The organism is Geothrix sp., from assembly GCF_030219325.1.
In the GTDB taxonomy this organism is placed as follows: Bacteria; Acidobacteriota; Holophagae; order Holophagales; family Holophagaceae; genus Geothrix.
Genome location: NZ_CP126625.1, coordinates 32626 through 53646, shown reverse-complemented (window position 1 = coordinate 53646; position 21021 = coordinate 32626). Strand labels below are relative to the sequence as shown.

20 protein-coding genes are annotated in these 21021 nt (G+C 69.1%); 11 read left to right on the top strand and 9 right to left on the bottom strand.

The genetic code is table 11. The annotated features are described in order from the left end of the window. Positions 1-75: 75 nt before the first annotated feature. The 7 genes from QOZ81_RS00240 (at position 76) to QOZ81_RS00210 (ending at position 8138) form a co-directional block, all read left to right on the top strand. Positions 76-1935, top strand: a complete 1860-nt coding sequence (locus QOZ81_RS00240) for an aspartate ammonia-lyase (RefSeq protein ID WP_291203392.1) — start codon at positions 76-78, stop codon at positions 1933-1935. A gap of 85 nt (positions 1936-2020) precedes the next feature. Continuing rightward, positions 2021-3559: an acyl-CoA carboxylase subunit beta gene (locus QOZ81_RS00235; protein WP_291203395.1), complete on the top strand. Its 1539-nt coding sequence runs from the start codon at positions 2021-2023 to the stop codon at positions 3557-3559. 71 nt (positions 3560-3630) lie between these two features. Further along, the gene (locus QOZ81_RS00230) at positions 3631-4140 is read left to right on the top strand and encodes a hypothetical protein (RefSeq protein WP_291203398.1); all 510 of its coding nucleotides are present in this window, start codon (positions 3631-3633) and stop codon (positions 4138-4140) included. Positions 4141-4149: 9 nt separating this feature from the next. Next, complete coding sequence (locus QOZ81_RS00225; RefSeq protein ID WP_291203402.1) at positions 4150-5403, top strand: tetratricopeptide repeat protein; 1254 nt, start codon at positions 4150-4152, stop codon at positions 5401-5403. Between the two features lie 62 nt (positions 5404-5465). After that, positions 5466-6575: a hypothetical protein gene (locus tag QOZ81_RS00220; protein WP_291203405.1), complete on the top strand. Its 1110-nt coding sequence runs from the start codon at positions 5466-5468 to the stop codon at positions 6573-6575. Positions 6576-6584: 9 nt separating this feature from the next. Next, a complete protein-coding gene (locus QOZ81_RS00215; protein ID WP_291203408.1) occupies positions 6585-7199 on the top strand; it encodes a tetratricopeptide repeat protein in 615 nt (204 codons plus the stop codon). Between the two features lie 51 nt (positions 7200-7250). After that, entirely contained in the window at positions 7251-8138 is an 888-nt protein-coding gene (locus QOZ81_RS00210; protein WP_291203411.1) for a CPBP family intramembrane glutamic endopeptidase, read from the top strand. Here the strand turns inward: QOZ81_RS00210 and QOZ81_RS00205 are convergent. Next, the gene (locus tag QOZ81_RS00205; protein ID WP_291203414.1) at positions 8104-8646 is read right to left on the bottom strand and encodes a GNAT family N-acetyltransferase; all 543 of its coding nucleotides are present in this window, start codon (positions 8644-8646) and stop codon (positions 8104-8106) included. The two genes, QOZ81_RS00210 and QOZ81_RS00205, sit on opposite strands and share 35 nt — an antisense overlap. Here QOZ81_RS00205 and QOZ81_RS00200 point away from each other — a divergent pair. Genes QOZ81_RS00200 through QOZ81_RS00185 form a run of 4 tightly spaced genes read left to right on the top strand, consistent with a single transcriptional unit; the run spans position 8645 to position 12580 of the window. Next, positions 8645-9424 carry an MBL fold metallo-hydrolase gene (locus tag QOZ81_RS00200; protein ID WP_291203417.1) on the top strand — a complete coding sequence of 260 codons (780 nt, stop codon included), beginning with the start codon at positions 8645-8647 and terminating at the stop codon, positions 9422-9424. The two genes, QOZ81_RS00205 and QOZ81_RS00200, sit on opposite strands and share 2 nt — an antisense overlap. An 8-nt stretch (positions 9425-9432) precedes the next feature. Continuing rightward, the gene (locus QOZ81_RS00195; protein ID WP_291203420.1) at positions 9433-10110 is read left to right on the top strand and encodes a LolA family protein; all 678 of its coding nucleotides are present in this window, start codon (positions 9433-9435) and stop codon (positions 10108-10110) included. A 29-nt stretch (positions 10111-10139) separates the two neighbouring features. Then, positions 10140-10754 (top strand): FHA domain-containing protein, encoded by a 615-nt coding sequence (locus QOZ81_RS00190; RefSeq protein WP_291203424.1) that lies wholly within the window; start codon positions 10140-10142, stop codon positions 10752-10754. Positions 10755-10768: 14 nt separating this feature from the next. Next, entirely contained in the window at positions 10769-12580 is a 1812-nt protein-coding gene (locus QOZ81_RS00185) for a tetratricopeptide repeat protein (RefSeq protein WP_291203427.1), read from the top strand. 1 nt (position 12581) lies between these two features. Here QOZ81_RS00185 and QOZ81_RS00180 read toward each other — a convergent pair whose 3' ends face one another. The 8 genes from QOZ81_RS00180 to asd form a co-directional block, all read right to left on the bottom strand. After that, the gene (locus QOZ81_RS00180; RefSeq protein ID WP_291203430.1) at positions 12582-13736 is read right to left on the bottom strand and encodes an alanine racemase; all 1155 of its coding nucleotides are present in this window, start codon (positions 13734-13736) and stop codon (positions 12582-12584) included. A 64-nt stretch (positions 13737-13800) separates the two neighbouring features. Further along, the gene (locus QOZ81_RS00175) at positions 13801-14883 is read right to left on the bottom strand and encodes a RelA/SpoT domain-containing protein (protein WP_291203433.1); all 1083 of its coding nucleotides are present in this window, start codon (positions 14881-14883) and stop codon (positions 13801-13803) included. A 54-nt stretch (positions 14884-14937) separates the two neighbouring features. Beyond that, positions 14938-16053 carry a pyridoxal phosphate-dependent aminotransferase gene (locus tag QOZ81_RS00170; protein ID WP_291203437.1) on the bottom strand — a complete coding sequence of 372 codons (1116 nt, stop codon included), beginning with the start codon at positions 16051-16053 and terminating at the stop codon, positions 14938-14940. A gap of 143 nt (positions 16054-16196) precedes the next feature. Further along, complete coding sequence (locus QOZ81_RS00165; protein ID WP_291203440.1) at positions 16197-17018, bottom strand: 2,3,4,5-tetrahydropyridine-2,6-dicarboxylate N-succinyltransferase; 822 nt, start codon at positions 17016-17018, stop codon at positions 16197-16199. After that, complete coding sequence (dapA, locus tag QOZ81_RS00160) at positions 17018-17920, bottom strand: 4-hydroxy-tetrahydrodipicolinate synthase (protein WP_291203444.1); 903 nt, start codon at positions 17918-17920, stop codon at positions 17018-17020. Before dapA ends, QOZ81_RS00165 begins: the two co-directional genes overlap by 1 nt. Beyond that, positions 17917-18633, bottom strand: a complete 717-nt coding sequence (locus tag QOZ81_RS00155; protein ID WP_291203447.1) for a 4-hydroxy-tetrahydrodipicolinate reductase — start codon at positions 18631-18633, stop codon at positions 17917-17919. The genes dapA and QOZ81_RS00155 overlap by 4 nt, the downstream gene beginning before the upstream one ends. Next, the gene (lysC, locus tag QOZ81_RS00150; RefSeq protein ID WP_291203450.1) at positions 18630-19967 is read right to left on the bottom strand and encodes a lysine-sensitive aspartokinase 3; all 1338 of its coding nucleotides are present in this window, start codon (positions 19965-19967) and stop codon (positions 18630-18632) included. Before lysC ends, QOZ81_RS00155 begins: the two co-directional genes overlap by 4 nt. Continuing rightward, a complete protein-coding gene (gene asd, locus QOZ81_RS00145; RefSeq protein ID WP_291203452.1) occupies positions 19964-21019 on the bottom strand; it encodes an aspartate-semialdehyde dehydrogenase in 1056 nt (351 codons plus the stop codon). The genes lysC and asd overlap by 4 nt, the downstream gene beginning before the upstream one ends. Positions 21020-21021: the final 2 nt, after the last annotated feature.

Genomic DNA, 21021 nt, shown 5'->3' with positions numbered 1-21021 from the left:
GCGCATTCGTGACCGAATCGTCGGCAGGCTCACTACCATGGCTGATGGCCTGCACTGGGGCCGGAGGTGTCTTCCATGGATGCGATCACGTCTGTCCTGCGCCGCTGCGAAATCTTCTCCGGTCTCTCCGACGCGGACCTCAGCCTCATCGCCCGGGCCGCCCGGCGCCGGGAGGTGCCGGCCGGAACGGCCCTCTTCACCCAGGGCGAACCCCGTCGCGGGGCCACGGTCATCGCCGAGGGCCGCGTGGAGATCCTCCGCGACAACGGGGATGGCCCGGAACCCGTCGTGATCCTGGGCCCCGGGGACGTGGCGGGCGAGCAGTCCTTCCTGGCCGTCAGCACCCACACCGCCAGTGGCGTGGCCCTCACGCCGGTGGTGCTCCTCGACCTCGACCGCGAGATGGTCCTCGCCAACCTGAGCCAGGACGGCACCGCCGCCATCGCCGTGCTCAGCAAGGTCGCCAGCGTCCTGCACCAGCGGCTGCTCTACTCGGCCACGCCCCGCACGGGCCGGGAGCAGGCCTACGCCAGCGGCCGCATCCGCAAAGAGTCGGACCTCATCGGCCCCATGGACGTGCCCGAGGACGCCCTCTTCGGCGTGCAGACCCTGCGCGCCGTGCACAACTTCCCCATCACGGGCACGCCCACCAGCCACTTCCCCGCCATGATCCGGGCCCTGGCCATGGTCAAGCAGGGCGCCGCCCGGGCCAACGCCAAGCTGGGCCTGCTGGAACCCGCCATCGCCGACGCCATCGACCGGGCCTCCCAGGAGATCATCGATGGCCACTGGCACGGCCACTTCCCCACGGACATGGTGCAAGGCGGCGCGGGCACCTCCACCAACATGAACGCCAACGAGGTCATCGCCAACCGGGCCCTGGAGCTGCTGGGCCACAAGCGGGGCGAGTACGCCTTCTGCCATCCCAATGACCACGTGAACCTGGGCCAGAGCACCAACGACGTCTACCCCACGGCCCTGCGCCTCACCACGATCTTCATGCTGAAGAGCCTGCTGGAGGCCATGGACCGCCTGAAGGCGGCCCTCCACGCCAAGGGGAAGGAGTTCTCCGATGTCATCAAGATGGGCCGCACTCAGCTGCAGGACGCCGTGCCCATGACGCTGGGCCAGGAGTTCGAGGCCTACGCCGTCACCACCGGCGAGGACATCCAGCGCCTGCGGGAGACCGCCCGGCTGTTCCTGGAAGTGAACATGGGTGGCACGGCCATCGGCACGGGCATCTGCGCCGATCCCCGGTACCCCGAGATCGTGGTCGAGGAACTGCGCAAGGTGACCGGCCTGGACATCGTCCTGGCGGAAAACCTGGTGGAGGCCACCCCCGATACCGGCGCCTTCGTCATGTTCTCCGGCGTGGTCAAGCGCGCCGCCGTGAAGCTGAGCAAGCTCTGCAACGACCTGCGCCTGCTCAGCAGCGGCCCCCGCTGCGGCTTCGGCGAGATCAACCTGCCCGCCATGCAGCCCGGCAGCAGCATCATGCCCGGCAAGGTGAACCCCGTGATCCCCGAGGTGGTGAACCAGGTGGCCTTCTCGGTCATCGGCAACGACCTCACCATCACGCTCGCCGCCGAGGCCGGCCAGCTCCAGCTGAACGTCATGGAGCCCGTGCTGGCCTACGCCCTGGCCACCAGCATGCGCACCCTGACCGCCGCCGTGAACGTGCTCACCAGCAAGTGCATCGTGGGGATCACCGCCAACCGCGAGCGCTGCCTGGACCTGGTGGAGCACAGCATCGGCATCGTCACCGCCGTCATGCCCGCCATCGGCTACAAGCGCGCCACCGAGGTGGCCAAGGAGGCCCTGGAGACCGGCGTCCCCGTGCGAGAACTCATCCTCCGCAAGGGCTGGCTGAGCCAGGCCGAGCTGGACGAGGCCTTCAGCCTGGAGGCCATGACCCAGCCCCGGCCCATCCGCTAGAGCCCAGCGCGCCGGAGCCCGGCCCGCGCTAACATGGAGGCTGATTCCCCACGATCAGCCAACCCCGCCCCGCCCGGGAGATGCCATGTCCCTCGAAAAGAAGATCGAGCTGCTGAAAGCCAAGCATGCCCAGGCCCTGGCCGGTGGCGGCGACGCCCGGGTGCAGAAACAGCACGAGGGCGGCAAGCTCACGGCCCGAGAGCGGGTGGCGGCCTTCCTGGACGAGGGCTCCTTCGAGGAGATGGATGCCCTCATGGTCCACCGCAACTGGGGCGTGGAGAAGATCCCCGGCGACGGCGTGGTCACCGGCTTCGGGCGGGTGGATGGCCGGCCGGTGGCCATCTTCGCCCAGGACTTCACGGTGTTCGGGGGTTCGCTGTCCGAGGCCTACGCCAAGAAGATCTGCAAGGTCATGGACCTGGCCATGAAGGTGGGCTGCCCCGTCATTGGCCTCAACGACAGCGGCGGTGCCCGCATCCAGGAGGGGGTCGTTTCGCTCGGCGGCTACGCCGACATCTTCCTGCGCAACACCCTGGCCAGCGGCGTCATCCCCCAGATCAGCCTTATCATGGGCCCCTGTGCCGGCGGCGCGGTCTACAGCCCCGCCATCACGGACTTCATCACCATGGTGAAGGGCACCAGCTACATGTTCGTGACCGGCCCGGATGTCATCAAGGCTGTCACCCACGAAGAAGTCACCAAGGAGGAGCTGGGCGGTGCCTCCACGCACAGCGCCAAGAGCGGCGTGGCCCACTTCGTGTGCCAGAGCGACCTGGCGGCCCTGGCCCACACCCGCGAGCTGCTCTCCTTCCTGCCCAGCAACAACCTCGGCGAGGCGCCCCGTCGCGCCCCCAAGCGTGAGATGCCCCTGGAGAACCCCGACCTCGACAAGGTCGTGCCCGATGACGCCAGCAAGCCCTACGACATCCGCGACATCATCCGGGGCGTGGTGGACGACGCGCACTTCTTCGAGGTGCACGAGGCCTTCGCTCCCAACCTGGTGGTGGGCTTCGCCCGCATCGACGGCCGCAGCATCGGCATCGTGGCCAACCAGCCCGCCTTCTATGCCGGCGTGCTGGACATCGCCTCCAGCGAGAAGGGCGCCCGGTTCGTGCGCTTCTGTGACGCCTTCAACATCCCGCTCATCACCTTCGAGGATGTGCCGGGCTTCCTGCCGGGCGTGACCCAGGAGCACGGCGGCATCATCCGCCACGGCGCCAAGTTGCTCTTCGCCTTCTGCGAGGCCACGGTGCCCAAGATCACCGTCATCACCCGCAAGGCCTACGGCGGCGCCTACTGCGTCATGGCCAGCAAGCACATCCGCACGGACTTCAACTTCGCCTACCCCACGGCGGAGATCGCCGTCATGGGCGCGGAAGGCGCCATGAACGTGCTGCACGGCAAGTCCATCGCCATCGCGCCCGATCCCGTTGCCAAGAAGGCCGAGCTGGTGGCCGAGTACAACGAGAAGTTCGCCAATCCCTACATCGCCGCCGAGTTCGGATTTATCGACGAGGTGATCCTGCCCCGTGAAACGCGCCTGAAACTCATCAAGGCCCTGGCCTTCCTCGACACCAAGCGCGACACCATGCCGCCCAAGAAGCACGGGAACATCCCCTTGTAGCATTCCAACCAGCCGAGGCCTCCTCCAGGGCTCGCCATGGAGGCCCTTCCGTTGGCCTGTCCGGAGTACCCATGCCGCGAATGACCCGCCCCCTCCTGCTGGTGATCCCCCTGCTTCTGTTCCACTGCGGGGGAACCGTCCAGGTGAACTCCCTGCCCCGCAGGGGCTGGTCGAAGCCCCTCGATCGGGTCTTCCTGCTCTGCACGGCCGGCCCCTCGGGTTCGGCCTTCCGGGCCAACGACCTGCAGGAACGGCTGGCCCGGACGCTGGCCGCCCGCCAGGTGGCCACGCGCACCTGGATGAGCAACATCCTGGACCTGGCCGATGCCGACAAGCTGAAGGCCGAGCTGGTCGCCTTCCAGCCCCACTACCTCCTCCGGATCTCCCAGGTCGCCGCCACCTACACCAACGGCTCCCAGACCGCGGCCACCTTCGACCTCCTGCTGACCGAGCCCGGGGTGGAGGAGCCCGTCTGGAGGGCCCGGACCTCCCTGAGCGGCAGCTGGGGAGGCGGCGATCCCGAGAAACTCGCCCAGGCCATCCTCGAAGCCATGCGCCAAGACGGCCTCCTCGCCCCCTAAAAGGACCCCATGCGCCTCCAGCTGCTGCCCCTCACCGCCCTGGTCTGCCTCCAGGCCCAGGTCCCGGCCCCCTCCTTCTTCCTGGAGACCCCGGAACAGGTCGCCCAGGCTTGCGCCGAAAAGGCCCTCGCCCTGAAACCCAAGTCCGTGGAGGTCCTCACCTGCCTCGGGCAGATCCAGGCGGCCAAGGGCGAACTCAAGAAGGCCGAGGACTGCTTCACGCGGACCGAACGGCTGAAGGGCGGGGACGCCGAGACCTACCGCCTCATCGCGCAGGCCTGGATCCGGGCCGGAAGGCGGGACCAGGTCAGGGGCATCGTGGACAAGGCCATGACCCGGACCTCCCGGGATGCGGGCGACCTGGCCGACTTCGCCACCGTGCTGCTCGATTCGGGCTTTCCCGACGAGGCGCGGGCCATGATGGACCAGGCCTTCAAGGTGAGCCCGCGGCGAACCGGGAACTTCGTCGACTTCGGGGCCGCCCTGCTCCGGGCCGGGCAGCCCAAGGAAGCGGCCATCTGGTTCGATCGCGCCACGGCGGCCAACCCGGCGAAGGTGGGCACCTACCGGGACATCGCCCTGGCCTGCGCGGACCACGCCCGCAAGGCCGACCTCCCCGAGCTGAAGGCCCGGATGCTCGCGGCCACGGAGATCGGCTTCTATGGCACCGACAAGGACAACGAGGCCATGGCCGCCCGTGCCCGCATAAACCTGGCGGCCGGTCAGCGCGCCGAGGCCGAGGCCCTCTTCCTGGCGATCATGAAATCCAAGGAGGTCCACGCGGAGTCCTTCCAGCTCATCGGCCAGGCCTGGCTGCGGGCCGGCTTCCAGGCCGAGGCCTTCCGGGCCTACGAGGTGCTGCCCTCGGCCCGGGGCGAGGGCGGCGTGGTCGGCTTCGGCTCCCGGGGGACGGATGTCTCCGGCCGCAGCTGGGGGCCCCTGGTGAGCGTCGACCTCTCCCGCATCAACAAGAAGCGGGCCCTTTCCGACGCCGCGGTGGACCTTGCTGCCGCAGGCCACTTCGACAAGGCCATGCCCCTGATGGAAGAGGTGTTCCTCTCGGACGCCAAGGACCAGAACGAGCTGGCGAAGTTCGGCCGCATGGCCCTCGAGGCCGGCCGTCGGGAAGATGCCGCCCGCTTCTTCCAGAAGGCCATCCAGGCCGATCCCAAGGACTGGGAGGTCTGGCTCCTCGTCGCCCAGGCCCATGCGGATGCCATCCTCCGCCGTGCCAGCACAACTGCCGTAACGCTGCTGCCCTGAGGCCACAGATCCGTTCGGTCTCGGGAATGCCCTATCATGGGCCGATCCCTGCCGGAGCCCTCATGCGCCTTGTCGCCTTCCTCTGCGTCACCGCGGCGCTCGGCGTATCCGCCCAGGAGACATCCCCCATCCTGGCTTCGCTGCGCAAGCTCCAGGCCGGCGATGCCTCGGCCCGGAAGGACCTGCATGCTGGCAGCCCGGTCCGTGCAGCCGCAATGGCCACCGGGTCGGCTGCCGACGAGGCGACGCGGTTCGAGGCGGCCTCCTGGCTGTGGCAGGCCAACCTCCTGGGTGGATTCTCCTATGGCTCAGACCGTTCATACCTGCAAGCTAGTCGCCAACAGCCAGACCTGCTGAAGGCATGGAGCCTGCTCGAAACGCTGGGTGCGGCAAAGGCCCGGGAACGGGACGCCCTGCTCCTCGAACTGGGTTGGCGACTCCTGGATCTGGATCGCATGCGGCTCGCCTATGAGCGCATTTCCACCCGCTCCCACATGGATATTCGCGAGTTGACCCACTGCTTCATGGTGTCCATGCACCTGGGGGACTGGGGCGCCGCCAAAGCCTTCGGCCAGGAACTGGAGTCCCGTGGCGCGAACCTCGCCGGCTTCCATCAGGCCGCCGAGCACAACCTCACCACCTTCGACTACGAGTCCCTCCTCAGCGCCATCAGGGGCCAGATGCCCCCGATCCCCGCTAAACCGCTGGCCGTCGCAAGCTGGGGAATCACCAAGTGGCGCGTGCGGGTGAAGGAGGTGGGCGGCTCCCATCGCGACCTGGTCCGCATGGCCAGCGGGTGGCCCCGGACCTGGACAGACAAGCCGGACGCCATGACCCAGCTGCTCCAGGTGGGCGCCGCCGCCCACTGGATCGAGGGTGCCGCTCAGCCGCCGGTCAGTGGGTTCCTTTCCCCCGATCGCCTCTACATGGTGGGATATCGCGAGACCAAGGGTGGCCAAGATGCGGGGACCCAGATGCAGGTCTGGGACATGCGACCCGACCCCACGCAGCCCCACCGGTGGAAGGGTTTGAACACCCTCATCGCTCGACTTGCAAGCGCCCCCGACAACAAGCCCCCGGCCTTCATCGTCACCTTTGATACAGAGTGGGACATGCAGCTCGTGGAGAGCTTTCCCGAGACGCACCCCCCCGTCGCACCTCCCGGATCATAAGGAGTTCCCATGCGCCTCACTGCTCTGCTCTTCACGGCCCTTGGTCTCTGCGCCCAAGCCCAGGCGCCCCCCACATTCGACGAAGCCTTCTTCGCGGGCGACCGGCGGGCTGTCCTCGCGGGCTGCGCCGACAAGGCCCGGGCCCTCAAGCCCAAGGACGCGAAGTACCTCGCCGAGTGCGGGCGGGCCTACCTGGCGGCCCTGGACAAGCCCAGGGCCGAGGCGGCCTTCAAGGACGCCGAGACCCGCGAATCCAAGGACGGCGAGGTGCTGCGCCTCATCGCGGTGGCCTGGCTGAAGCACGGCTACAAGACCGAGGCCCTGGAGAGCTACGAGAAGATCGTCCAGCGGGATCCCAAGAACAAGGACGCCATCACCCAAGCCGGCGTGGATCTCGCGGAAGTGGGCCTGGTGAACGAGGCCGAGCGCTACATGGGCGTGCTGGCCGCCCTGGAGAAGGGCGACTGGCAGCGCTTCCTTCAGTTCGGCCGGGCCCTGCTGGTGGCCGGCCAGCGCAAGAAGGCGGCCCCCTGGTTCGCCCGCGCGGTGGCCCTGAAGCCCAACGAGGAGAAGATCTTCCTCGAGATCTCCCGCACCTTCGCCGAGACCCAGAGCGTGATGTAGGACTCAACGCCACGGGGGCCCAGGCCGTAGCCCCGCTCTCCAGGAGAATTCATGCCCGCATGGCTCGCCACGTGCTTCATCAACGAGCAGGGCTCCGTCCGCAGCGGCTGGAAGGCGCTGGGGTTCATGGTGCTGTTCCCCGCCCTGGGCCTGGCCTTCAGCCTGATCGCCAAGGCCCTCCACGTGCCCCGCATGGGCATGGGCGTCGTCGTCTGGATCAACGCCGCGATCGTGGCCCTGGCCAGCTTCGTCTGCGTGCGGCTCGAGAAGCGCTCCTTTCGCGACCTGGGCTTTCGCCTGGGGCCCCGCTGGCTCGGCGAGCTGGTGGCGGGCACCCTGGGTGGCATCCTCCTCATCCTGGTGACGGCCCTCATCGTGAAGGGCCTGGATGGCTTCCACTGGGAGCGGGCGGCGGGCATCGGCCCCCGGCAGCTGCTCGCGGCGGCCTGGGCCTTCCTCGGCGTGGCCTTCTTCGAGGAGATCATGTCCCGCGGCTTCCCCTTCCAGCGGCTGGTGGAGGGCGCGGGCACCTGGGTGGGCCAGCTGGTCTTCGCGGCGCTCTTCGCGCTGGGCCACTGGGGCAACCCGGGCATGCACGGGGCCACGCGGGTCTGGGCCACCCTGAACATCGGGCTGGCGGCCATCCTGCTGGGCTTCTGCTACCTGCGGACCCGGAGCCTGGCCCTGCCCATCGGCGTGCACCTGGGCTGGAACTGGGCCCAGGGCAGCCTGCTCGGCTTCGGCGTCAGCGGCACCACCGACACCCCGGGGCTGTGGACGCCCATCTTCCACGGGAAGCCCGAGTGGCTCACCGGCGGCGCCTTCGGCCTGGAGGCCAGCCTGCCCTGCGCCCTGGTGTGCGGGGCCTTCATCCTGCTGCTGTGGCGCTGGAAGGGAACGATTCCTAGCGGCGATGCTTCCACTGCTTCGGCGTCTTGATGCCCGCGCCCATCACCAGGCGCATCTCGCTGGTGGGGACGAAGCCCATGCGCTGATACATGCCCTCGGCTTCCAGGCTGGCGTGCAGCTCCACGATCTCGATGCCCAGGTCCCGGGCCAGGTCCAGGGCCGCGTCCGTGAGGCGGGCGGCCAAGCCTTTGCGCCGGTGGGAGGGCTCGGTGTAGACGTTGAACAGGTAGCCCCGCACGGACAGCGGCGTCACCGGCGTGGGCAGCGTGTCCTTCATGAGCATCAGCACGCTGGCCACGATGCGGCCCTGCTCCTCCAGCACCAGGCCCCGGCACTGGCCCGTCACCAGCCAGCCGCGCAGCTGGTTCCGGAAGGCCTCCGCCATGCGTTTGAGGCCCTCCTCCGAACCCATCTCCATGTCGCGGAACATGGCGACGCGATGGGCCACGTGGGTCTCGAGGTCGGCGGGCTTGGAGGGGCGCAGGGTGGGGGTCGGCGTCGGGCTCATGCCGACAGTGTAAGCGTTATGCTGAGCCATGCACTATGCGGCGCTCGCCTCCGGTTCCAAGGGGAACTGCCACGCCCTGTCCGAGGGCGGACGGACGCTGCTCATCGACGCCGGCATCTCGCTGCGCCAGATCCGCCAGCGCCTCGACGGACTGGGCCTGCAGGGCGGCGAGGTCCGGGCCCTGGCCCTGACCCACGAGCACTCCGACCACGTGGGGGCCCTGGGCGTCATCCTCCGCCGCACGGACTGGGCCATCCTCGCCACGCCGGAGACGCGGCGGGCGGCGGAGTGGGCCCAGGGCGTCCAGATCCCCGCCGAGCGCTGGATCGCGCTGGAAGCGGGCCGGGCCCTGGACTGGGAGGGCTGGCGCGTGCTGCCCTTCGCCCTGCCCCATGACGCCGCCGATCCCGTGGCCTTCCGGGTCGAGGCCGGCGGGGTCGCCTGCGCCGTGGTCACGGACCTGGGGCACCCCACGGCCCTGGTGGCTGACCACCTGCAGGACCTGGACCTCCTGGTGCTGGAGGCCAACCACGATGTGGACATGCTGCGCGAGGGCGACTATCCGCCCCAGCTCAAGGCCCGCATCCTCAGCCGGGTGGGTCACCTCAGCAACGCGTCCATGGCCGAGCTGCTGGCCCGGGTCTGCTCGCCCCGGCTGAAGGCCCTCGTCCTCGCCCACCTCAGCGAGTCCAACAACCATCCCGACCTGGCCCGCTTCGCCGCGGAGGAGGTTCTGCGGGGCAGCGCCGTGGCCCTGCACGTGGCCCACCAGCGGGAACCCCTGAGCCTGTCCGCCGCACCCGCCTGAGAGCCTCCATGTTCCGATCCACCCTCGCCCTGCTCCTCCTCGCCTTGCCCCTGGCCGGCCAGGCCCCGCCCCCCCTGAAGGAGGTGGTGGAGCGCTTCGATGCTGCCCAGGCCCAGGTCCAGACCCTCCAGTGCCCCTTCACCCTCACCCTGCGCCGGGCCCTGCTGAAGACGCCCTCGGTCACCAAGGGCACCATGTACCTCCAGGGCTCCGACTTCGCCCACTTCGCCTTCCAGCCCCCGGAAGACCTGGTCCTGCACCTCACCCCCAAGGCCCTCATCTCGTACAGCCCCGAGGCCCGCGAAGGCGAGCTCATGAAGATCGGCCTCATCAAGAACTCCGACCGCAAGTTCCTCGGCCTCGGCCAGAAACTCAGCTACCTCTCCGACTACTTCCAGATCTCGCTGAGCGAGGCGAAGGACGGCTCCAACACCTGGTTCCTGGCCCTCGCCCCCCGCACCCTGTCCCTGCGCAAGCGGATGCAGGCCCTCAACCTCTGGGTGGATAAGGAGACCTGGCTGCCGCGCCAGATCCAGTGGATCGAGCGCAGCGGGGATTCCTGGTTCCTGGAGCTGGGCGCCCTGAGGATCAACCAGGCCCTGCCCTCCGGGGTCATCGGCTTCAAGCTGCCGGAGGGCATCCCCCTGCGCAGTGAATTCAGCTTCTTCGCCACGCGCAAGAAGTAGGTACACTTCAAAAGCTTCACGGGGGCTCGATGATTGTGGTGTGCCCGGCCTGCCAGGCCCGCTTCCAGTACGATGACGGCCGTTTCGGTGCCGCCCGGAGCAAGCGGTTCAAGTGCCCCAAGTGCAGCCATGTCTTCGAAGTGGCCAATCCGGCCCTGGCCCAGGCACCCCTGGACGGCACCCTCGCCCATCCCATGCCGGCCTTCATGCCCGAAGCCGAGCCCACGCCCCCCACACCCATCCCCGCGGCCCGCACCACCGCCAAGCGGGACCGGGAAGCCATGCTGGTGGCCGCCGGCCTCCAGGTGCCGGGCATGCCCCCGGGCCTGAAGTTCACCCTGGCCTTCCTGACCGGGCCCCAGGCCTCCACCGTGCAGGTCCTCGAGCAGCCCCAGATCGTCATCGGCCGGGAGGAGGGCGACGTGGTCACGCGCGATCCGGAGACCTCGCGCCGGCACGCCCTGCTGGAGATCCACAAGGACGGCACGGTGTGGATCAGCGACCAGCAGTCCACCAACGGCACCCTGGTGAACGGCGAGCGCATCACGGGCCCGGTCCAGCTCATCAGCCAGCAGGAATTCACCTGCGGGAACAGCACCTTCATGCTCCTGGTGCGCAACACGGAAGAGTTCCCGCTGCACTGACCGCGAAAGACACCATGACCACCGATCCCTACGCGCCCTACCTCCGCCAGGCGGATGATCTCTTCGCCCAGGGGGAGGTCGTCAAGGCTGGACAGATCTGGCAGGCCATCCTCAAGCAGAACCCCACCCACGGCGAAGCCAGGGAGCGCCTGCTTGCCGTGAAGCAGCACCTCCTGGCCCTCCGGGAGGCCGCCGCCCAGGCCGCGCCGCCCGCTCCCCCCGAGCCCGAGCCCGAGCCCGAGCCGGCGGTTGTGGCCGCACCCGAGCCCCCGCCCGCACCCGAGCCCGTCCCCGCGCCGGTTCCGGCCCCAGTCCAGGCGGATCCTCGCTCCACGTCGCCGGAGGCGGCCCTGGCCGCCGTGGCGGAGCCGCCGAAGGTGATCACGGGCCAGCTGGATCCCGAGCGCCTGCTGGCCGAGGGCTGCACCCTCTACGACATGGGCCAGCTCCAGGACGCCCTGAAGAAATGGGACCAGGTCCTGACGCTGGATCCGGCCCACGCCCTCGCCCGGGGCTACGCCAACGGGGCCCGCCGCGAGCTGGGCCTGGGGCCCATCCACGCCGAGCCCGCTCCGGCCCCCGTGTCCGTGGCGGCCCATCATGCCGATGAGGACATCGACAAGCTGCTGCGGGAGGCCGTCCAGCTCTACGACATGGGCCTGACCGAAGAGGCCATCACCAAGTGGGAGCGGATCCTCGCCCTGGAACCTGAGCGGCACGAGATCGCGGGCTACCTGCGGGAGGCCCGCAAGGAGGTGGGCCAGGCCACCTCGGCGTTGACGGCTCCGGCGTCCGCTCCCACCGCCCCCGTGGAACCCGACAGCCTCGACCTGAAGCTCCGGCAGGCCGAACACCTGCTCAGCCTCCAGCGCCACGAGGAGGCCGCCTTCACCTTCCAGCAGGCCCTGCGCCTGGATCCGGGCAACGCCCGGGCCCTGAACGGCCTGGAGCGCTGCCGGAAGCCCGCCGGCCGCCCCGCGCCCGAAACCCGCCCCGCGGCCCCCGTGATGACCCTGGATGCCCAGGGCCGCATCGCCATGGCCGTGGACGACTACCCGGCTCCCGGCGAGCCCCAGGGCGTCGAGCCCCCGGCCGCCCTGCAGCAGACCTCCACCGCCCCCCGGGAGGGCCCCTCCCTACCGGACCGCCTGCGGGAGGCCACCGAGCAGATGCCCTGGCTGAGGGAGCCCAAGTTCCTCGCGGCCATCGGCGGCGGCCTGCTGGCCGTGATCGTGGTGCTGGCCCTCGTCCACGGCTACCGCAAGGACCAGGCCCTGAAGGAGGAGGTCCGCGCCGCCCGGGCTGCCGCCGTGGCCCCCGTGGCCCAGCAGGCCCAGGCCCCCGACCTGACCGAATCCCCCGGCGCCCTGCGGCAGGAGGCCGAGAGCGCCATGGGCGCCGATCCCCTGCGCGCCTACCTGCGGGCCGAGGCCCTGGTGAAAGCCAGCCCCAACGATGCCGCCGGCGCCCAGCTGCTGGAGAAGGCGCGGGCCGGCCTCGCGGGCGGGGTCAGCGGCGCCAGCCTGCCCGAGTTCCAGAAGCACCTGCAGAACGGCGACCTCGAGGCTGCCCGCAAGGTGGTGGACGCGCTGCTGCGCGCCCAGCCCGACAGCGCGGATCTGCGCAGCCGGGCGGGGCGGTTGCACCTCACCCTCTGCTTCGCCCACGCCAGCCAGGCCAAGTGGGACGAGGCCGAGGAGGACCTGCTGCGGGGCCGCGCCCTCTTCCCCGGCGACAAGATCTGGCAGGTGCGCCTGAAGCTCCTGGAAAAGGTGAAGGCCCTGCCCAAGAACCAGCAGCCCGCCTGGATCCCGCTGCTCAGCTAGCTCAACCTACCCATACTTCTGGCGGTACCGGATGGCTCAGGAAGTGGGTCATGCCTTCGTTCAGGCCATAGGCGCCGGTGCTGCCGAAGGCCAGCAGATCGCCCGCGGCCAGCTCCGGCAGGCGCGCCTCCCCCAGGCGATCCAGGCTGGTGCAGAGGGGCCCGGCCAGCGTGTACTGCACGGAGCCTTCGCCCTTGCCCACGGCCTTCACGGGGAAGGGCTCGCCCGTGAGCAGGGGGCGGATCAGGTGGTTGATGCCGCCCTCCAGGATGGCGAAGCGCGTGCCGCGGCTCTCCTTGATCCGCACCACCCGGGCCAGGTACATGCCGCAGGGCCCCGCCAGGAAGCGGCCGGGCTCCAGGATCAGCTCACCCGTGAACCAGGGATGCCGCGCCAGCAGCTCGGCGTGGCCGCGCCCCAGGGTCGCGAGGTCCAGCGGGGCCTGCTCCGACGCGTAGGGGATGCCCAGGCCACCGCCCAGATCGATCTGCTCGAAGGCCAATCCGTGGGCCTCGTGCAGGCGCTGCGCCAGGGACAGCACCGCGCCGTGGATGGCCAGCAGCTTGGCCGCGTCGCGCTGGTTGCTGGCGGCGAACACGTGCAGACCGCGGATGCGCACGTGGCGCAGGTTCGCGGCCTTCTGGAGCAGGGCGGGCACAGCCTCCTCGTCCACGCCGAAGGCCGAGGGCCCGCTGCCGCCGATGATGCGGTTGCCCTCGTCGATGTCGAAGGCGGGGTGCACCCGCAGGTTCACGGCGGTCTCGCGGTCCACCAGCACGTCGAGGCGCGCCAGGTCCTCGAAGCCCTCGGCCTGGACCCGCACGCCCATGGCCAGGGCCTTCTTCAACTCCGCCTCCCGCTTGCCCGGCCCCGCGAAGAAGGTGCGGCCGGGCGGCAGCCCCAGCGCCTCCACCCGCTCCAATTCACCGATCGACGCACAGTCGAAGCTGGCGCCCAGGGCCGCGAAGCAGGCCAGCAGGTCCCGGTGCGGGTTGGCCTTCACCGCGTAGGCCAGACGCATCCGGGGGGGCATTACTTTGCGTAGTGAGGAGAATTGCTCCGCCGCTGCCGCGGCGGAGTAGGCGAAGCAGGGCGTGCCGTGGGCTTCCGCGAGGTGGCGGCAGGTGGCGTCCTCGAGGGGAAAAAGAGGTTTCATTTCAAGTTCAACCTGGTGGGCGTGCAGAGTTGATTGCTTGTGTTTCGCCTAGTCACGCTCGTGATTAAGACTGTCCTGCCTTGAAGGACGATACGTCGAGGAGGTTCTTTGCCTTGGTGAGCTTAGTGCACGCATCCTCAATTAAACGAATGAAGTCTCGAGCATCTGAGAAGTAGTTCTTGAATGCCAATCGAACCTCCTCGCCGGTGTCTGCGCGAACAAGTACGATGTCTCGATCAGGCATCTGCTTTTCAAGGTCAAACAGCGCACGAAGCGCATCAGTTGCATCGCGGTACTGTTTTACCTCAAGGGGTTTCCCTTCTGAAAAAATCAAAATTGCATTTCTCTTTGACGATACGACCTTGTCTGCGGCATTCAACCCACGCAGCATTTGCAACAAGCCTAACTCTTGATCTGCAGCTAGAAACTGAGCAACAAGGTCACGATCTGATATTTCAGGCAGTGGGCCCTTCATTCGCTCATGAGCACGAGCCAGAAGCTCACTTGCCATTTGCATGGCATGCTCAAATCTCGTGTCGCCTTGTTGAAATTTTGGTTGGCTTTCAGTAATGAACCCGATCACCTCGACCGTGGTTGCCCATGCGTGTTGTACAAGGGTGCGGTACTGGATTTCAACATAGAGCCCCGCGAGAGGCCGACCTACAACAGAGTTGACGTCGTATTCGTATACATCGTGGACACCGCGATAGCCCGTTTCTTTGGGCTTTTTGATGTAGTCGTATTTGTCCTTTTCATCCGAATTTCTTCTCTTATGGTTGAATCGAGCTTGATGAAATTTCTCCCTGAACGAATAAAGCTCCTTAATGCTTTTGAATATGAGGCGGCAGCCCGCCACGTCGTCCATTCGAGATAGATTCATGCCGGGAAATCGTTTTAATTTGTCGAAGATCGTGCGCTTACGCTTGTGTCTTTGAGCAAAGATGATCCCCTTTCCTCGGCCACGTTGGATGAGGATGGCCTTAAATGTATTTAGAACCGCACGATGCGCCGCCCGCCACTCGTCGATGACGTGAAGGTCATCACTCGTTGCGAGATTCACCCGAACCTTTTCTCCGGCGCGATTGACACGGGACTTAGATCCGCCAGGAAAGGTCTGTTCGGATGGTTTGGGTGGAAGATTGGCCATGTAGGAGATTCTGACTCCGTTCTTGGAATGGGCCTAGACAGCAGGCAACCCTCGTTATGACGTCCAGTACGGCGCCAAGCGCCGCACACCCTCCTTCAGCTGCTCCGGCGTGGCGGCGAAGCTGAGCCTAGCGTGGCCGCGGCCGCCTTCGCCGAAGGCGAGGCCGGGGATGAGCACCACCTTGGCCTCGTCGCGCAGGCGCAGGCAGAAGGCCAGGGGATCGGCGTGGGCCGTGGGGGGCAGGGGCATGAAGTGGTAGAAGGTGCCGTCGGGCGGGGTCACGGCGTGGCCCAGCTCCTCGCGGAGGGCCTCGGCGAGGGCCTGCCAGCGCAGCTGCACGGCGGCTCGGGCCTCGGCCAGCACGGTGTCGGAGTGTTCGAGGAGGGCCAGCGCGGCCCACTGGGCCGGGGTGGCGGTGCCGGTGACCGCGTAGCCATGCACCACGCGGGCGGGCAGCAGCCAGGCGGGATCGCCCACGGCCCAGCCCACCCGCAGGCCCGGCGCGCCCCAGCCCTTGCTCACGGAGCTGGTCACCACGCCGCGGTCGGTGACGTCCCGCAGGCTGGGCGCACGCACGCCGAAGTGCAGGTCGCGGTATACCTCGTCGGAGATGAGCAGCACGCCCCGGGCCGTGCAGGCATCGGCCACGCGCTTCAGGGCCGTGAGGTCACCGCCGCCGCCCGTGGGATTGGAGGGCAGGTTGAGGATCACGGCGGAGGCGCCGGGCGTGGCGTCCAGCACGCGGATGAGCTCGTCGGCGTCCAGGCGGAAGCGGTCGGCGGAGAGCCGGTAGGTCACGGGCTCGGCGCCGGCCATGCGGGCCAGGGCCGGGTAGGCCACGAAGCCGGGATCGGGCATCAGCACCTGGGTGCCGGGCTCCACCCAGGCCTGGAACAGGGAGAACAGCGCCCCCTGCGAACCCGTGGTGATGAGCACCTCGTCCACCTGGGCGCCGTGGAAGGCGGCCACGGCACGGCGCAATTCCAGCAGGCCCACGTGGGGCACGTAGGCGCAGGGGCCGGGCTCGCGGAGCAGGGCCTTGCGGGCCACCTCCGGCAGGTCCCAAGTGGGCTCGCCCAGGCCCAGGGGGATGGCCCCGGGCGGCGTGCCATCCGTGATGGCGCGGATGGGCGAGGGCTTCAGAAGGGATAGGCGGTCGGCGGGGATCATGGAAGGTTCCATACGAGACAAGCGCTTGAAAAAGACTCACCGCCAAGACGCCAAGACGCCAAGGAAAGAAACAGAAAGGGCATTTGCAGTTCTTGGCGCCTTGGTGTCTTGGCGGTAATCATTTGTCTTCCCTCTGGCGTGGACTAGCGCAGGGCCTGTTCCAGGGCGGTGGCCGCGTCGGTCTTGTCATCGCGGTACTTCACGATACAAGGCGCAGCCAGCTGCAGTCCGTGAGCCTTGGCATAGTCGCCCGAGGCGGGGCGGGAACCCGGCACCACCACGGCGCCTTCCGGCACCTCCTGGCGCAGCTCGCGCCCGTTCACCAGATCGTAGATGATGCTGCTCCCCGTGATGACCACGCCCGAGGCCAGCACGGCGCGCTTGCGCACCACGATGCCCTCGAAGAGGCCCACGAGACCGCCCACGAAGGCGTCGTCCTCCACGATCACGGGGCGTGCGCCCGCGGGCTCCAGCACGCCGCCGATCTGGGCCGCGGCGGACAGGTGCACGCGCTTGCCGATCTGGGCGCAGCTGCCCACCAGGGCGTGGCTGTCCACCATGGTGCCCTCATCGACGAAGGCGCCCACGTTCACGTAGGCCGGGGGCATGAGCACCACGCTGCGGGCGATGTGGGCCCCGCGCCGCACGGCGGAGCCACCCGGGACGAGCCGCACGCCATCCTCCAGGCCGAAGTGGCGCACCGGGTAGGCGGTCTTGTCGAACATGGGGAAGCCGGGGCCCGGCATCTCCACGAGATTCGTCCGGCGGAAGCCGCAGAGGATGGCCTGCTTCACCCAGGTGTTGGCCTGCCAGGTGCCGTCCTCCTGCCGCTCGGCGGCGCGGATGGCGCCGGTCTCCAGGGCCACCAGCAGGATCTGATGCCAGGCCGGGGCCTCGGGATCGGCCGCCAGCACTTCGGGAGGGCGGCTGAAGAAGGCGTGGATGGAATCGAGGTCGACGACCATCACTTCACTCCTGGCAGGGTGCCGTCGGTGGCGAGGCAGAGGGCCTCGGCGAGAAGGGTGCGGGTGGCCGCGGAGGCGGGCATGAGGGGCAGGCGCACGATGTCCTCGCCGATCCCCAGCAGCTTGAGGGCCGCCTTCAGCGGCACCGGGTTGCTTTCCACGAACAGCGCATCCATGAGGGGCAACAGCTGCTGGTGCAGGCGCAGAGCCTCGAGGGTGTTGCCCCGCCGGGCCGCGGCGATCATGGCGGCGGTCTCGGCGGGCAGGACGTTGCCCAGCACCGAGACCAGCCCCGAGGCCCCCACGGCCATGGAGGCCAGGGCCAGGTTGTCATCGCCGGAGAGCAGGGTCTTGCCATGGGGCAGGGTGCGGGCCACCTCGGCGATCTGCGCGAGGCTGCCGCTGCTCTCCTTCACGGCCACCACCTGGGGGTTCTGCCACAGCCGCATCAGCACGGTCGGCGTCACGTTCAGGCCCGTGCGGCCCGGCACGTTGTAGGCGATGAGGGGGAAGCCCGGTGCGGCCTCGGCGACGACGGCGTAGTGGGCCACCAGCCCGTCGGGGTTCGGCTTGTTGTAGTAGGGCGTGACCACCAGGGCCCCCGCGGCGCCCAGCGCCTGGGCCCGCTTCGTCATGGCTGCGGCCTGCTGCGTGGCGTTGTGGCCCGTGCCCACGATCACAGGGCGGCCGCTGCTCTCCTCCAGGCAGGCGGCGATGACCGCATCCCGCTCCGCATCGAGCAGGGTGGAGGCCTCGCCCGTGGTGCCCAGGGGCACCAGCGTGTCCACGCAGCCGGCCACCACGTGACGCACCAGCTTCCGGAAGGCGGGCAGGTCCACCGTCCCTGCGGGCGTGAAGGGCGTGGCCAGGGCGACGGCGAGACCGGACAGATCCAGGGTCATGGCTTGCCTCCGAAAACGAATAGGGGATCGAGCAGGTCCGCCGCCAGATCAGCCATGGTGAACAGCCCCTTCCGCCCGTGCAGCCAGTGGGCCGCCGCCAGGGCGCCCTGCGCGAAGGGGGCCCGGGACCGCGCCGTGTGGGTGAGTTCGAGTACCTCGGCCGGGGCATCCAGGCCCACGGTATGGGTGCCGAACTCCGCTCCGGCGCGCACGACGCCGATGTTCAGCTGGTGCGCGGCAGGCGTGCCCAGGGTCCACTCGGTCTTGCGCGGACAACCGGCCAGGACGGCCGCGGCCAGGGTTTTGGCGGTGCCCGAGGGCGCGTCGGCCTTCAAGCGGTGGTGGTGCTCCACCAGGTAGGGATCCCGGGTCGCATCCAGGGCAGCGAAGCGGCCCATGACCGTGGCGAGGCGGGTCATGAGGGCCACCGTCAGCGAGAAGTTCGAGGAGGTGAGCACGCCGATGCGGCCCGCCACGCGAGCCTCCAGATCCGGCATCGTCCAGCCCGTGGCCCCGATCACCAGGTCCGTGCCAGTTTCCTGGGCCCAGGCCAGGTGCGCTTCCACGGCCTCGGCCACGCTGGCGTCGATGGCCACGTCCACAGGCCCCGTGGGCGACTCGCCCTGGTCCACCTGCCAGGCGAGGTCCCCGACCTCGGCCGCGATGGCCGAGCCCAGGCGCCCCCGTCCGAAGAGGCCGATGCGCAGGCTCATGGCGCCCCCACCAGCACGCGGTGCAGGCGCCGCAGGGCCTCGGCGGTGCTCTCCTGCTTCACCACGAGGCTGAGGTTGATCTCGTTGGCGCCCATGCTGATCATCTCGACGTTGATGTCGCCCAGGGCCGTGAGCAGCTTCGCACCCAGGCCCGGCGTGGATTTCAGCCGCTCGCCCACGGCCGCGATGATGGCACGGTGCTCGTGGATCTCCACCGTGGCGAAGGCCGCCAGATCCTCCAGCAGGGCCTTGAGGGGCTCGTCCGCCTCGACCGTGAGGGAGACGCTCACTTCGGCGGTGGCCACCAGGTCCACGCTCACGCCGCGGCGGCCGAACACCTCGAAGAGCCGCGCCAGGAAGCCGCTCTGGGCCAGCATCCGCGTGCTGCTCACCGTGAGCACCGTCACGGGGCCCCGGCTCGCCAACGCGGTGATGGGGCGGCCCGTGCGCACCTCGGCCGAGATGGTGGTGAAGCGGCCCTCGGGCTTCTGGGTGTGCCGCACCGTGACGGGGATGCGGGCTTCCACGGCGGGCTGGATGGTGGCGGGGTGCAGCACCTTGGCGCCGAAGGCCGCCAGCTCGGCGGCCTCGGCGAAGCTGAGGTCGGGGATGGGCAGGGCCTCGGGCACGATGCGGGGATCGCAGGTGAGCACGCCCTCCACGTCGGTCCAGATCTGCACTTCCTCCGCGGCCAGGGCCGCGCCGAAGAGGGCTGCGGAATAGTCGCTGCCGCCGCGGCCCAGGGTGGTGGTGAGGCCATCCTCCGTGGCGCCGATGTAGCCCTGGGTGACCACGGCCCGGCCCGGGCCCAGCAGGGGCTTCATGTGCTCCGCCGCCAGGGCGCGGATGGCGTCCTGCTGGGGCACGGCCTCGCCGAACACCTCGTCCGTGCGCAGCACGGTGCGGGCATCCACCCAGGCACCCCCCACGAAGGCCGCGAAGATCCGCGTGGAGAGCCGCTCGCCCAGCGAGGCGATGGCATCCATGCTGCGGGGGCTCAGCTCGCGGAGCAGGGCCACGCCGCGCAGCAGCAGCTCCAGCTCCCCGAAGAAGTCCGTCAGGGCCACATCCAAGGCCTCGGGCACGGCGCCCCCGAAGAGCTCCGAAGCGGCCTTGCGGTGGGCGGCCATGAGGGCCCGCTGGCGCTCCATGGCCCCGGCCAGGTCGCCGGCCTCGGCGGCCTTCGCCGCATCAAAGAGGCCGTTCGTGGTCTTGCCCATGGCCGAGAGCACCACCAGGGGCGCCTTGGGCAGCGCCGCCGCCACCAGCCCCGCCACCTGCCGCATGCAGGCGGCATCCGCCACGCTGCTGCCACCGAACTTGAGGACGATCATCGGAGGTACCCCTTCGCATGGGCCAACTCGGCGTTGAGGATGCTGCCACCGGCGGCGCCCCTTTCCGTGTTGTGGCCCAGCAGCGCGAACTTGATGCCCAGGATGGGGCAGGCGCGGATGCGGCCCACGTGGACGCTCATCCCCTCGTCCTTCTCCACGTCGCGGCGAACCTGGGGGCGGTCCTCCAGGTCGTGGACGTGGATGGGCACCGCGGGTGCCGAGAAGAGCCCCAGCTGCTGCGGCTCGGGTTTCCAGGCCAGGAAGGCCGCGCGCACGGCTTCGATGGATGGGTCGCCCTTCAGCCGCACGCTCACGGCCTCGGTGTGGCCTTCGATGACAGGGACGCGGTGGCAGAGGGCACTCACGGTCATGGACGCCAGTTCCACGCCCTGGCCCGTGAAGCGGCCCAGCATCTTGGGGGTCTCCTCCTCGACCTTGGGCTCCTCGTTGCGGATGAAGGGGATGACGTTGCCCAGGATGTCCAGGCTGGCCACGCCGGGGTAGCCGGCACCGCTGATCGCCTGCATGGAGGTCATCATCACGGCCTCGACGCCGAAGGCCTCGTGCAGGGGGGCCAGGGCCATGACCAGCACGGTGGCCGTGCAGTTGGCGTTGGTGACGATGCCACCGCTCCAGCCGTGGTGGTGGCGCTGGAGGTCCAGCAGGCCCAGGTGGGGCGCGTTCACCTCAGGCACCAGCAAGGGCACGTCGGGCGACATGCGGAAAGCCGCGGCGTTGGAGAAGACCATGGCTCCGGCCTTGGCAAACTGGGGTTCCAGCTCCTTGGCGGGGCCCGTGTCCAGGGCGCTGAATACCACGGGCGACAGCGCGAACTCCGGTGTGCCGTCCACCATCATCTGGTCGCCCAGGCCGCCATAGGCCTCGCCATCCAGGCGCCAGGCGCAGGCATCGCGGTAGCGCTTGCCGGAGCTGCGCTCGCTGGCGGCGAGGTGCTCCACGCGGAAGAGCGGGTGGTTGGCCAGGCGGCGCACGAAGCGCTGGCCGACGACACCGGTGGCGCCGAGAACGGTGACGGGGATTTTCGTGGTCATGG